The following is a 13,995-nucleotide window of genomic DNA, read 5'->3' on the forward strand; positions in this document are numbered from 1 at the left end:
GTGATCATTCAGCGTCGGGCGACACACGCCCGGCGCTGAAATCATTCGTGCAGGATCGCGGCGGCAACCGCATCAGGCTCTTTCGACGCATCGAGATGCCGCCAGGTTATATCCGTGGGCTTGCGGGCCAATTGCCCGGACAGCACGTCGGTGGTGGCATCCGAGGGGCCTCCTGCCCGTTCGCGGACCCGCTGCCGGAGCAGTTCCGGATCTGCCTCAAGCCAGATGCCCTGAAAGCCTGCCCCGGACTTTGCAGCCGCAGCTTCCATGAGGTGCCGGTTGTCCGGATCGTCGAAGACCGCGTCGGCGACGACCGATCCTCCCTGAGCCAGGATCAGTTCCGCATGCCTCGCCATCTCGTGATAGACCTTCCTCGATACGTCGGGTTGATAGGCCGAGATCGGAAGTCTTGTCTCGGCCGAGACGCCATGCAGGGCTTTCCGGATACGATCGCTTTCGACGATCCTCGCTCCCGGCGGCGCGCCGACCTTGGCGGCCAAGCAATCCGCGACCGTCGTCTTGCCGGAACCGCTGAGGCCGCCGATCGCGATCAGGCGCGGCGATTTTTCCCTCAGAAGACCATGGGCGAGATCGAAATAGGACTTCGCCTCCTGCGCCAGCCTCGCGGCATCCTGGGCGGGCTCTTCTGCCTGGGTCGCCGTCACATGCGCGCGGACCGCGGCCCTGATCGCCATCAGGAACGGCAGGAGGCAGAACCCGTCCTCGTCGTCGGTTTCATCGAGATAGCGGTTCATCACCAGATTGGCGAGATCGGGGAAACCGCGGTGCCAGAGATCCATCAGCAGAAAGGCAAGGTCATAGAGGACATCGACGGTGGCGATCCCGAGATTGAATTCGATGCAGTCGAACAGGCAAGGCTTGCCGCCCAGCAGGCAGATATTGCGCAAGTGAAGATCGCCATGGCAACGGCGGACCTTGCCTGCCAGCGCACGCCGGTCGAGAAGTTCGCTATGCCGCACGAGCCGGGACCGGAAGATCTCGCTGAGTTTCGCCACCTCTCCCGCACCGAAGACATGGCTGGTCGCAAACCCGGCATCGTTGATGTCGAGGACAGCCTCGACATTGGCCGCCCCGCCTCCTTTCGAAACAGCCGGTGCACGGCGATGATAGAACGCTATCATCCGGGCGGTCTGCGTCATCAGCTCCTGCGTCAGATGGCCAGCGATCGCCATCCGGTCGAAGAGCTGGCCCTGTTCGAACCGGGTCATTTCGACGACGGCATCGACGAGCGGCCCGTCGCCGTCGAACTCCAAAGTGCCGGCGTCCGAACGGGTGATCCGCCGCGCGCCGATATAGAGACCGGGAGCAGTCTCGCTGTTCAGCGCGACTTCCTTGCGGCAGGCATCCTCACGGATCGCGGCGGTCGAAAAATCGATATAGGGAAGTTTGAGCGCCTTCTTCAGCTTGTAGACCCGGTCGCCAACGAGGAAAATCAATGAGATATGCGTCTCCATCCGCTCGACGGGGACTGCGAGCCCATAGGATGCCGGGTTGGCCAGAAAGGCTGCCGTCTTGCTCTGATCTTCTGTCATCATAGCTGCACCTTATGCTGAACGGCACCGGCCCGACAGTCCACGGATCGCGGCGTCGGCACATTGAGCTGTGTCAAGGAAAGCGGCCCCGTTCCGGGCGACACAGGTCATCGTAGGCGCCCCCTCATGCGCTCTCAGCGAGAGGAACAGGTCGATTCCCGTGGACATCATGCTCAGACATCACGGCCGTTACGAGGCCATCATCCGCCAAGCGATTTCGCTGCCGGCGATGCGGACGGCGGTCGTGCATCCATGTTCGACCGAGACTCTGCGCTCTGCCGTGGAACTCAAGGAACAGGGCCTTCTCGATCCGATCCTGGTCGGCCCGGAGCACAAGATCAGGGCCATCGCGGACGCCGCCGAACTTTCGCTTGCCGGCATCGACATCGAGCCTGTCGAGCACAGCCATGCGGCGGCCGACCGCAGCGTCGAACTTGCCTCGACGGCCAAGGTCGCTGCCCTGATGAAAGGCAGCCTGCACAGCGACGAACTGCTTTCGGCCGTGATTGCACCGGCGTCGAAACTGAAGACCGGGCGGCGCATGAGCCATGTCTACGTCATGGACATTCCGGCCTATGACAAGCTGCTGATCGTCACCGACGCGGCAATCAACATCCAGCCGGACCTCGATCAGAAGCGCGACATCTGCCAGAATGCTGTCGATCTCATGCACCTTCTCGGCGTCGCAAAGCCGCTTGTGGCGGTGCTGGCCGCCGTCGAGACCGTCAACAGCAAGATGCCCTCGACGCTGGACGCGGCGGCTTTGACCGTCATGGCGGCGCGCGGGCAGATCGAAGGGGCGGTCGTCGACGGTCCGCTCGCCTTCGACAATGCAATCAGCGTCGAGGCCGCGCAGGCAAAATGTATCGCCTCTCCGGTCGCCGGCCGGGCGGATATCCTGCTGGTTCCCGATCTCGAAGCCGGCAATATGCTCGCCAAGCAGCTCATTTATTTCGCCGGTGCAGACGCCGCAGGACTGGTCCTCGGCGCCCGGGTTCCTATCATACTGACAAGCCGCGCAGACCCGGCCAAGGTTCGAACCGCGTCGGCCGCTCTTGCGAGGCTCACTGCTGCGAAACGACTTGAAGCAAGGATGCCTCTATGACGGACAACCTTCTCCTGACGTTCAATGCCGGCTCTTCGACGGTGAAGATCGGCATCTTCAAAGTGGACGGCGACAGGCCCGAACGGATCGGCAAGGCACTCGTCGATTTTGGAACCTACCCGCTGACGCTGCATCTGAAGGAAGGCCCGGAACAGTTCGAGCTGCCGCTGAAGGGCGAGGCCGGCGGCGATCTGGCCGAGCTGATGGACGAGGTATTCCGGGAACTCAACAAGCATTTCGACCTGAACGCCGTCACGTCCGCCGGCCACCGGATCGTCCATGGCGGCGACGTCTTCGACGGCCCGGTGGAACTGACGGCCGAGACGATTGCCAAGGTCCAGTCGTTGACGGAACTGGCGCCGCTTCACCAGCCGCAGGCGCTACGGATGATCAGGGCCATCAGGCACCTGCGGCCGGCGCTTTTCCAGACCGGCTCCTTCGACACCACCTTCCATGCCACGCAGGCGGATCTCGTACGGCGTCTCGCCATCCCCCGCGCCTATCACGACCAAGGCATCAAACGGTACGGCTTCCACGGACTTTCCTACCGGTATGTGGCTGGTGCACTCGTCCGGGAGGCCCCGGACATCGCGAACGGCAAAGTCGTCATCGCCCATCTCGGCAGCGGCGCCAGCCTCTGCGCCATCGAGAACGGAGAGAGCCGCGATTCCAGCATGGGATTTTCGACGCTCGACGGCATTCCGATGGCGACGAGGCCGGGCTGGCTCGATCCCGGCGTGGTGCTGCATTTCCTGGGTCCGCTCGGGAAATCGGTCGAGGAGGTGGAGGACATGCTCTACCACAAGTCCGGCCTGCTCGGCGTCTCGGGCCTCAGCGGCGATACCCGCGAACTGATCGCGGACGGCGGCAGCCAGGCCCAGGAGGCAATCGATCTTTTCGCGCTCAGGATCGCCGGCGAGGTCGGAAGGCTTGCCTCGACGGTCGGCGGTCTCGATGCGCTGGTCTTCACCGCCGGCATCGGGGAGAACCAGCCGGAGGTCCGGAAGCGCATCGCCGAACGCCTGCTCTGGCTCGGCGTCGAACTGGATACGGCGGCAAACCACAGCAACGCCCTGAAGATCAGCACGCCCGCGGCCCGCGTCGCGGTTTATGTCATCCCGACCGACGAGGAACGGATGATCGCCGAGGAATGCCTCGCCATCCTCAATTCGCAGCCTTGATCCATGTCATGAGCCCGGGTGGAAACCCGCGGTAGATGTGGTCGACCTATCGAAGGAGAATGAGATGCAACTCAAGACCATCGAGCCGGAAAACCATGAGACGACGGCGGAGGAACTGGCGCTCATCGACCGCTACTGGCGGGCGGCGAACTATCTCTCCGTCGGACAGATCTATCTGCTCGACAATCCGCTCCTCAAGGAGCCGCTGAAGCCGGAGCATATCAAGCCGCGGCTGCTCGGCCACTGGGGCACGACGCCGGGCCTCAACTTCATCTACGCGCATCTCAACCGGATCATCCGCAACCGTGATCTCAGCATGATCTATGTCTGCGGTCCCGGCCATGGGGGGCCGGGCATGGTCGCCAGCACCTATCTCGAAGGCACCTATAGCGAGATTTATCCCGAGATCGGCGAGGATGCGGCCGGCATGCGAAAGCTGTTCCGGCAGTTCTCCTTCCCCGGCGGCATTCCGAGCCACGCGGCACCGGAAACGCCCGGCTCCATCCATGAAGGCGGCGAACTTGGCTATGCGCTGGTGCACGCCTTCGGCGCGGCCTTCGACAATCCGGATCTGGTGGTCGCCTGCGTCGTCGGCGATGGCGAGGCCGAAACCGGTCCGCTTGCCGCAAGCTGGCATTCGAACAAGTTCCTCAACCCCGCCCGCGACGGTGCCGTGCTGCCGATCCTGCATCTCAACGGCTACAAGATCGCCAACCCGACGCTGCTCGGCCGCATGGCTGACGAGGATATCGACCATCTTTTCCGCGGCTACGGCTACGAACCGTTCTTCGTGGAGGGCCACGAGCCGGAGAAGATGCACCGGCAGATGGCTTCGACCTTCGACGCCGTCTTCGATCGCATCCGCACGATCCAGGCTCAGGCGCGCGAAGGCAAGGCACCAGATACCTGCCCACGCTGGCCGATGATCGTGCTGCGCAGCCCGAAAGGCTGGACCGGCCCGAAAGAAGTCGACGGCAAGAAGGTCGAAGGTTTCTGGCGCGCCCATCAGGTGCCGGTCTCGGGCTGCCGCGAGGATGACGGTCACCGCAAGATCCTCGAGGACTGGATGCGGAGCTACGACCCGGAAGACCTTTTCGACGGCAATGGGCGCCTGAAGGAGGAATTGCGCGCGCTCTCGCCCCGGGGAGAACGCCGCATGGGGGCTAACCCGCGTGCCAATGGCGGCCTCATTCGCAAGGAACTCGTCGTGCCCGACATCCGCAACTATGCGGTGCCCGTCAACACGCCGGGTGCCGAGATGGTCCAGACGACGGAAATCCTCGGCAAATATCTGCGCGACGTGATGAAGCTCAACGACATTAATTCCAATTTCCGGATCTTCGGCCCCGACGAAACGGAATCGAACCGGCTCGGCAATGTCTTCGAGGCCACCTCCCGCGTCTGGATGGAGCGGATCGAGCCCTACGACGTGCACCTGTCGCGCGACGGCCGGGTGATGGAGGTGCTTTCCGAGCATCTCTGCCAGGGCTGGCTGGAAGGTTATCTGCTGACCGGCCGGCACGGTTTCTTCTCATGCTACGAGGCCTTCATCCACATCGTCGACTCGATGTTCAACCAGCATGCCAAGTGGCTGAAGGTGTCGCGCGAACTGCCGTGGCGGAAGCCCGTTTCCTCCCTCAACTATCTGCTGACCTCGCATGTCTGGCGGCAGGACCATAATGGCTTTTCCCACCAGGACCCCGGCTTCGTCGACCTCGTCGCCAACAAGAAGGCGGATATCGTGCGCATCTACCTGCCGCCGGATGCCAATACGCTTCTATGGATCGGCGACCACTGCCTGAAGACATGGGACCGCGTCAACGTCATCGTCGCCGGCAAACAGCCGGAGCCGCAATGGCTGACGATGGACGAGGCGATCCGGCATTGCGAAGCCGGCATCGGCATCTGGGACTGGGCAGGCAACGAGAGCGGCGCGGTCGAGCCGGACGTGGTGATGGCCTGCGCCGGCGACGTGCCGACCCTGGAGACGCTTGCGGCAGTCTCCCTGTTGCGCGAAGCGATCCCCGACTTGAGGATCCGCGTCGTCAATGTCGTCGACCTGCTCGCCCTGCAATCTCAGGACCAGCATCCGCACGGACTGCCGGACGAGGAATTCGACCGGCTGTTCACCACCGACCGGCCGGTGATCTTCGCCTATCACGGCTATCCCTACCTCATCCACCGGCTGACCTACAAACGCACCAATCACCAGAACATCCATGTGCGCGGCTTCATCGAGGAAGGCACGACGACAACGCCCTTCGACATGACGGTGCTGAACGAACTCGACCGGTTCCACCTCGCTATCGAGGCAATCGCGCGCGTTCCCGGACTGAAGGAAAAGGCGGCTGATGTGGTCGACATGCTGAAGAGCAAGCTTGGCGAGCACACGCGTTATGTCCGCGAACATGGCGAGGACATGCCGGAAATCCAGAAATGGAAATGGCCGGCGCGCTGATGCCGTATCCGCGAAGGTCCTAGCCTCCGGGCCAGGGCCTTCACCCAGGTCGGGAAACTCGACGCGAGATCACGTTTCGGTGTTTCCCGGCGATGTGTGTAACCAACCGCACGCCTCTTCCGTAATCATGCAGGAAAGCAGATTATGGACCGGGAGGTTCCGCCATGATGAACAGACGTATATTCCTGGCCGGCAGCGCGCTGACGCTGGCCGTAGTCCCTCTGGCCGCGAGCATCCGCTCGACGTTCGCGGCGGTCGGAAACAGTTTCCCCGTGACCCATACGGCCGACGAGTGGCGCAAGCTTTTGACGCCGGAGCAGTACAATATCCTGCGCGAGGAAGGCACCGAATATCCCGGCAGCAGCGCGCTCCTCAATGAACACCGCAAGGGCACGTTCGCCTGCGTCGGCTGTGACCAGGCGCTTTTCTCGTCGGAGACGAAATTCGAAAGTGGCACCGGCTGGCCGAGCTTCTGGGCACCTCTCAAGGACGCCGTCGGCACGGTGAGCGACACGACGCTCGGCATGGTCCGCGTCGCGGTTCATTGCGCCCGTTGTGGTGGCCATCTCGGCCATGTCTTCGACGACGGACCGAAGCCGACCGGTCTGCGCTACTGCATGAATGGCGCAGTCATGAAATTCCGTGCCGTATCGGCCTGATCCGCCGCCCTATCCTTCATTCACTTCGGTTGAGGAGACCGCCATGAAAAACAGAACGAAAACACCCTATACCCTCACCGCCTTTGCCGGCACTGCGCTGGTTTTGGCAGGCCTGATGTTTGGCGCGACCAGCAGCGCTACGGCCGAGGAAGGAATTGCCATCCCCGCTCCCGCGATCGACCAGGCGGGGAGCACGGCTGCGACCGAAACCGCCATCTTTGCCGGCGGCTGTTTCTGGGGTGTCCAGGGCGTGTTCCAGCATGTCGAAGGCGTCAAGAACGCCGTCTCCGGATATGCCGGCGGCGCCAAGGATACCGCCGCCTACGAGACGGTCGGTTACGGCAAGACGGGCCATGCGGAATCGGTCCGGGTAACCTTCGACCCGAAAAAGGTCACCTACGGGCACCTGCTGCAGATCTATTTCTCGGTCGCGCATGATCCGACCCAGCTCAACCGCCAGGGGCCGGATACCGGAACGCAGTATCGCTCGACGGTCTTCCCGACCAGCGAGGATCAGGCCCGCGTCGCCAAGGCCTATATCGACCAGCTCAACAAGGCCAAAATCTTCCATGCGGCGATTGCCACGACCATCGAGCCGGGCAAGGCCTTCTATCCGGCGGAAGCCTACCATCAGGACTTCCTGACCCAGAACCCGACCTATCCCTATATCGTCTATAACGACCTGCCGAAGATCGAGAACCTGAAGAAGCTGTTCCCGAGCGACTACCGCGACAAACCGGTCCTGGTCGCGCAGGCCGGTATCGGCAACTGAACGCATTTCAGGAAACCCGTAACATACGGCTCCCGTACTGCTTTAGCCCAAACGATATCGCCGCCCGTCCGGCGATATCGGCCGTCTCGAAGGCCTCAGCCTTCCTGCGCCGCCTCGGTGCGCCGTGCAACACCCGGAACGCAGAGGCAGGCGACGATGATGAGCGCAGTGATCAGGAACATCGCGATGAAGGTCATGTGCAGCGCGTGCTGGAGCGCAGACCTGATAGGCGAACCGGCCGCAAGTCCGCCGCCGACGCCCTGCAGCAGATCGCGCAACTGATCGGACGTGATCGGCCCCGTAATGGAATTGGCAAGCCCGTAGGTCAGGACGGCGCCGAGAAGCGCTGCGCCGAGCGTGCTGCCGAGATTGCGGGAAAAGACGTTGGAGGCGGTCGCGCTGCCGCGTTCGGACCAGCCGACATTGTCCTGGATGATCACCAGGCCGGAGATATTGAGCAGGCCCATGCCGAAGCCCATCAGCAGCGAGCCGGCGCCTGCCTGGACGGGTGAACTTTCCGGCGTCAGCAACACCAGGAGAAACGCCCCGACCGGAACGAAGAGGCTGCCGGCGATCATCAGCGGCCGCAGTCCGAAGCGCGGGAACATCCGCGAGGCGAAGGTCCCGCCGCTCGGCCAGCCGACCAGCAGCATGGTCAGCGTGAAACCGGCCACCAGCGGCGAGCGGTTGAGCACCGTCTGCACGTACATCGGCAGGAAGGTCGTCAGCCCCATGATCGCCATGCTGGAGAGAAAGACCGCCGTATTGGCAAAAGCGATCGGCCGCTTCAGCCAGAGTTCCAGAGAAACCATCGGAGCCGATGCGCGCCGCTCCTGCCAGATGAACAGCAGGAAGCTGACGAGGAAGATCGCCAGCGAAACGAACAGATAGCCGGTGGCACCTTCGGTTTCGGTGAGCGCGATCATCAGCGCGGAAATGGCCACGGCGAAGAGGCCTGCCCCCAGAAAGTCAATTGATGCCGTCCGGGTCTGCTTTTCTTCGTGCAGGTACACGATGAAGCCAATCGCCGACATGATACCGATCGGCACGTTGATCCAAAACACCCAGGCCCAAGGCAGGCTGTGGACGATGATGCTGCCGAGCAACGGCCCGACGACCGCAGAAAGCGCCCAGACGCTGGCCAGATATCCCTGGACCTTGCCACGTTCCGCCCCCGGATAAAGATCACCGACGACCGTCATGATGACCGGCTGGATCGCACCGGCACCGATGCCCTGCAACAGCCTAAAGGCGATCATCGACGGCATCGACCAGGCAAAACCTGCCAGAACGGAGGCGATCAGGAAGATTGCCGTACCGAACAGAATAATCGGCTTGCGACCGTAGATGTCGGAAAGCTTGCCGAACACCACGGTCATAGCGGTCTGTGCCAGCAGGAAGGAGGAGAAGACCCAGCTATAGAGGTTCAATTGACCGAGTTGGGCGGCGATCTGCGGCATGGCCGTCGAGACGATCGTCGCCTCGATTGCGATCATCGCCATACTTGCCATGACGGCCGCAATGACGAGCGCCCGGTTCGAGCTTGGATTGGTCATGGGTTCACCTGGGAACGCCGCGGGGCGAACACGATAGGGATGGATGTTCGGCGGTCAAACGGCCGTCGGTGGGGGATGTTTCTTAGTATTCCCCTCCGGGCCGACGTCAAGCGCGAAATCTGGCATTTATCAAGGATATAACGGGCCCATGAACGTGGCAGGCGGTCAGACGGACTTGATTTCCGGCCGGACGGTGGTCCTGGCCGCCTCGTCCCCGCCAGCCGCGACCTGATTGCGACCGCTGTTTTTCGCCCGGTAGAGCGCATGGTCGGCGCGCTCGAACAGTTCCGCGGTCGTCAGCTTGGCGCCTGCTGCGGGATAGAAGGTCGCGGTGCCTATGCTGATCGTCACATGCCCCCAGGGAAGGTTCTTCTCATGCGGTAATTGAAGGCCGGCGACGCGCTGGCGGATGTTTTCCGCCGCCTTCAACGCACCGGCGCCATTCGTATCCGGCAACAGGACCGCAAGTTCCTCGCCGCCATAACGGGCGGCAAGATCCTTCGACCGACGGATCGAACCGCGCACGACAGTGGCAATCGCTCGCAGACAGTCGTCGCCGGAGGCGTGGCCATAGGTATCGTTGAACAGCTTGAAGTGGTCCGCGTCGATCATCAGAAGAGAGAGCGGCGCGTATTGCTGTGCCGCCTGCAACACCATGTCCTCGAAATGGATATTGAAGGAGCGGCGATTGGCGAGTTGGGTAAGTTCGTCGGTATTGGCGAGCGCATCCAGCTCTTCCTGGAGGCTCTTCTGACGCGTGACGTCGCGTGTGACGGCAACAATGCGAATATCGGTACCGCCGGTGCCGCCCGGCAGCCTGTTCAAAGTGGTCTCGAGCCAGATCTGCTTGCCGTCGGCCCGTTTGCGCCGGACGATCATATTTTCCCTGGTCGACCCTTCCCGCAGCCGGGCCATGACCTCGGTGACGGCACCGTGATCGTCCTCATGCAGGTTCTCGAGAATATGAGTGCCAAGCATCGCCTCGGCGTCGACACCGAGTATCTCCCTGACCGATGGCGAGAGATATTCCCTGATCCCATGGCCGTTGAAGCGCTGGATCAGGTCGCCCGAACCTTCCGCAAGCAGCCGGAATTCCGCTTCGCGCGCCACCAGCAGTGCTTCGCTCGCCCGCCGCAACATCACCTGGCGCCGCCAGCGCCAGACCAGGAAGCCGGTGATCGCCACCAGGATAAGGCAGGCGACCCATCGTATCCGCGCGCCCTTCATCCAGGTTGCCAGCGCTTCGGACTGAGATACCGCAGCAAGTCCGACCAGGCCGCTGCGCTCGCTCTGATAAAAGCCGCCTATGCGTTGCAGGCCATCAATCGGAGAGACGTAGTGATAGGAGCCGGAACGCCGTTGGCGGAGATGGTCCGTGAACAGATCGTAGGACGAGATGCTCGATCCAAGCAGCGTCTGGAGGAATGGCGCCCGCGCCAGCACGACGCCGTCGCGGCGAACCAACAGGAACGAGCCCTCGCTGCCCAGGCTGAAGCCCTGAAAGAAGTTGGTCAATTCGGTGAGGATGAATGCCGCCAGCGCAACGCCGCCGAAACTTCCGTCCGAATTGCTGATCCTCTGCGTGACCGGCAATATCCACTGACCGTTCAACTTGTTCTTCAACGGCCTGCCCAATACGGGCTCGCGCGTGTCTGAGGATTGGTGGAATACAAAATACTCCCTATCCGAAAAATTCATGCCGCTGGCGTCGATCGAAGACGATGTCGCGACCATTCTGCCATCGGCATCGAAGACGGCGAGGGCGTCGAGCCAAGGGGTGGTCTCGACCTGTCGTTTCATCACCTGGGTGATCTTTGCCGGCATGTCCACCACGTCGCGTTCCTGCTCGATGCGGGTGATCAGGGCCGCCAGCGGAAACCTCGCCATGTCGACCGTGTCGTCGGCATGCTGCACCAGCGCCTTGGCCGTCTGGGCCAGGCCCGCCTCGATGCCGGCGACCTGGGACCTCCAGCTGGAATATTCTCCCCAGGCGATCAGGCCGACGAAGCCGGAGACGGCAAATGCAACGGCAGCAAACGTCCTGGCGGGCAGGAATTTGATTGCACCTATCATCTCTCTCTCCCAAACCGACGCAACAGGGCGCCCCAGGAGTTGCGATCCGCCGGTCGAGGACATTAGGAAGAAGTCGTTTACGTTCGCCTAAACCAACTCACCCGCATTTTAGTCATGGATTTGCTGGGCAAAGACGCGAATGAACGTCCTGGACGCCGGCAGCTCGCCGAATGGCTGCAGCCACCTCCTCCTCACGCACGCGCCGCGCGATGCAGGACAGAATATTCAAGTGGTCCGAACGGTTCTGCGGATTGAGAAGCAGGAATACGAGATCGACCGGCTCGTCGTCCACCGCCTCGAAATCGACTGGCTTCGCCAGCCGCGCGAAAAGGCAGAAATGCCGATCGAGGCCCTGCACGTTTGCATGCGGAATGGCAATGCCGGCACCGATCCCTGTCGAACCCAGGGTTTCGCGGTTGGTCAGCACCCGGACGATCTCGCCGGCATCGAGCCCCAGCCTTTCGGCGGCCAGCGCGGCGAGTTGCCGGATCAGGATCGCCTTCGACGGCGGCGCCAGATCCAGCACGATATTCTCCGGCGGGAGATAATCCCGAAGTTTCATGGGGGTCATGTCCATTGATGAAAATAGCAGCGCCTATTGGCCTTCCTGCAGCCGATAACCGACGCCGGTTTCGGTCAGGATATATTGCGGCTGATCGGGCGCTTTCTCGATCTTCTGGCGAAGCTGGCGCACATAGACGCGCAGGTATTGCACGTCGGTCAGGCCGTCCCAGACATGTTCGAGGAGGAACCGGTGGGTCAGGACCTTGCCCGCATGCTGCACCAGGATACGCAGGATGTCGTATTCCTTCGGCGACAGCTTGATCTCCTTGTCGGCGACCTTGACGATGCGCTTGACGAGGTCGACGGAAAGCTCACCCGTCTGGAAAACGGGTTTTTCGCCCTGTGTCTGCAGTCGGTGGCGCAGCGCCACGCGGATGCGGGCGACGAGTTCGTTCATGCCGAAGGGTTTCGCCACATAGTCGTCGGCGCCGAGTTCGAGCGCCTTGACGATGCCGGCCTCGTCGGTGCGACTGGAGAGGATGACGATCGGCAGATCCAGCCCCTCGCCCCGCCATCTGGCCAGCAGATCGTGACCCGGCATATCCGGCAGGCCGAGATCGAGGATGATCAGGTCCGGCTTTTCTGATCTTACGAGATCGATCGCGACCTTGGCATTCATCGCCTCGCTGACGGCATAGCCCTGGGTGGAGAGGCCCACGCGCAAGAGCTTGCGGATCGGCGGCTCGTCATCGACGATCAGGACGCGCACCGCGGTATTGGTCATTCCTGTTCTCCCATAATGGGCATTTCAGTCGGCACCGGCATCCGGACCGTGAAGATCGCACCCGGGCGATCGGACCGGTTGGACGCCCGGATTGTACCGCCCATGGCCTCGATGAAGCCGCGGCAGATGGAAAGGCCAAGCCCCGTGCCGGCCCGCACATGGTCACCCTTCCGCACCCGATAGAAACTGTCGAAGATGCGCTCCAGATCGTCGGGCGGGATGCCCGGTCCTTCATCTATCACCGAGATAAGGATTGAACCGCCATCCTGCCAGCCACGGATATCGATGACCGTGTCTTCGGGCGCGTACTTGGCGGCATTGTCGATGAGGTTGAACAGGACCTGCTCGAACAGAACCGGATCGACCTTCAGCATCGGCATGTCGGCGGGAATGCGGACATTGAGCTTGTGGGCTGAGACAATCTTCGCGGTCCGGCTCAAGGCCGTGCCAACGATATCGCCGGCGAAATGAAAGGCGTAGTTCGGCTCCATGGCGCCGGAGCCGATGCGGGTCATATCGAGCAGGTTGGAGATGAAACGGTTCAGCCGCTCCGATTCGTCGACGACGCTGGTCAGCAGTTCGGCACGCGCTTCTTCCGGAATGTCGGCGCCAAAATCCTTGAGCGTGCCCGCCGACCCCATGATCGCGGCAAGCGGCGTCTTCAGGTCGTGCGAGATCGAAGTGAGCAGCGCGGTGCGCAGGCGGTCGGTCTCGGCGGCGAGCTTGGCCTTGTCGACGTCGGAGACAAGCTGGATGCGCTCGATCGCCAGCGCCGCCTGATCTGTCAGCGCATCGAACAACCGCTGCTGTTCAGGGGTGAGCAACGGTCCCTGCTTATCGTTGTCGAGACCGATGACACCGACAGCTTCGCGGCCGGTGCGCATCGGCAGGTAAAGACGTTTGGCTCCCGGCAGCGTGTCGGCGGCGCGGCCGGCCGGGCGATTATGCTCCCAGGCCCATTTGGCGGCGGCGATATCCGCATCCACCAGCGTGTCGTCCGGCGGGTAACCGGCTTTGACGGCGATCGAGCCGTTTTCCGGCAGCAGGATGACCACCCGGACCTTCAGCATCGAGGCTATCTGGAAGGCGGTCGCCCAGAGCACATCGTCCAGCGTGCCGGTACCGGCCAGTTTCTTCGAGAAGAGATAGAGGTCTTCGGTGGTGCGCGCCCGCTGGCGGGCCGCCGCCGCCTGGCGCTGCACGGCCGCCGTCAGGTTTGAAGCAACGACCGCGACGCCAAGATAGAAGAACAGCGCCACCAGGCTTTCCGGATCCCGGACCGTAAACGTGTAGCGCGGTTCGAGAAAAAAGAAGTTGAAGGAGAGCGCCCCGGCCACCGAGGCGAACAGG

11 protein-coding genes are annotated in these 13,995 nt (G+C 62.5%); 5 read left to right on the forward strand and 6 right to left on the reverse strand.

Annotated features, from left to right (window positions below; translation table 11 throughout):
- Positions 1-41: 41 nt before the first annotated feature.
- On the reverse strand, positions 42-1,556 hold the full coding sequence (locus MOV63_RS25145) for a bifunctional aminoglycoside phosphotransferase/ATP-binding protein (RefSeq protein WP_247037987.1): 1,515 nt from the start codon (positions 1,554-1,556) through the stop codon (positions 42-44).
- Between the two features lie 67 nt (positions 1,557-1,623).
- Between MOV63_RS25145 and MOV63_RS25150 the strand changes: the two genes are divergently transcribed.
- The 5 genes from MOV63_RS25150 to msrA all read left to right on the forward strand — a co-directional run bounded on the left by MOV63_RS25150 (position 1,624) and on the right by msrA (position 7,728).
- Positions 1,624-2,658, forward strand: a complete 1,035-nt coding sequence (locus MOV63_RS25150) for a bifunctional enoyl-CoA hydratase/phosphate acetyltransferase (protein ID WP_405029380.1) — start codon at positions 1,624-1,626, stop codon at positions 2,656-2,658.
- Positions 2,655-3,839, forward strand: coding sequence for an acetate/propionate family kinase (locus tag MOV63_RS25155; protein WP_247037989.1), 1,185 nt, complete (start codon positions 2,655-2,657; stop codon positions 3,837-3,839). The genes MOV63_RS25150 and MOV63_RS25155 overlap by 4 nt, the downstream gene beginning before the upstream one ends.
- A 64-nt stretch (positions 3,840-3,903) precedes the next feature.
- Positions 3,904-6,297, forward strand: coding sequence for a phosphoketolase (locus MOV63_RS25160; protein ID WP_247037991.1), 2,394 nt, complete (start codon positions 3,904-3,906; stop codon positions 6,295-6,297).
- Between the two features lie 164 nt (positions 6,298-6,461).
- Positions 6,462-6,956 carry a peptide-methionine (R)-S-oxide reductase MsrB gene (gene msrB / locus MOV63_RS25165; protein ID WP_247037993.1) on the forward strand — a complete coding sequence of 165 codons (495 nt, stop codon included), beginning with the start codon at positions 6,462-6,464 and terminating at the stop codon, positions 6,954-6,956.
- Between the two features lie 43 nt (positions 6,957-6,999).
- The gene (gene msrA / locus MOV63_RS25170; protein WP_247037995.1) at positions 7,000-7,728 is read left to right on the forward strand and encodes a peptide-methionine (S)-S-oxide reductase MsrA; all 729 of its coding nucleotides are present in this window, start codon (positions 7,000-7,002) and stop codon (positions 7,726-7,728) included.
- Between the two features lie 95 nt (positions 7,729-7,823).
- Here the strand turns inward: msrA and MOV63_RS25175 are convergent, their stop codons facing one another.
- The 5 genes from MOV63_RS25175 to MOV63_RS25195 form a co-directional block, all read right to left on the reverse strand.
- Complete coding sequence (locus MOV63_RS25175; RefSeq protein ID WP_247037997.1) at positions 7,824-9,284, reverse strand: MFS transporter; 1,461 nt, start codon at positions 9,282-9,284, stop codon at positions 7,824-7,826.
- A gap of 165 nt (positions 9,285-9,449) precedes the next feature.
- On the reverse strand, positions 9,450-11,357 hold the full coding sequence (locus MOV63_RS25180; protein ID WP_247037999.1) for a diguanylate cyclase: 1,908 nt from the start codon (positions 11,355-11,357) through the stop codon (positions 9,450-9,452).
- Positions 11,358-11,469: 112 nt separating this feature from the next.
- The gene (locus tag MOV63_RS25185; RefSeq protein ID WP_247038001.1) at positions 11,470-11,919 is read right to left on the reverse strand and encodes a PTS sugar transporter subunit IIA; all 450 of its coding nucleotides are present in this window, start codon (positions 11,917-11,919) and stop codon (positions 11,470-11,472) included.
- Positions 11,920-11,952: 33 nt separating this feature from the next.
- Entirely contained in the window at positions 11,953-12,645 is a 693-nt protein-coding gene (locus tag MOV63_RS25190) for a response regulator transcription factor (RefSeq protein ID WP_038539990.1), read from the reverse strand.
- On the reverse strand, positions 12,642-13,995 hold a 1,354-nt coding region (locus tag MOV63_RS25195; protein WP_247038003.1), incomplete at its 5' end, for an ATP-binding protein. The genes MOV63_RS25190 and MOV63_RS25195, both read right to left, overlap by 4 nt.

Origin of the sequence: Neorhizobium sp. SHOUNA12A, assembly GCF_023006505.1 — a bacterium.
GTDB lineage: Bacteria > Pseudomonadota > Alphaproteobacteria > Rhizobiales > Rhizobiaceae > Neorhizobium.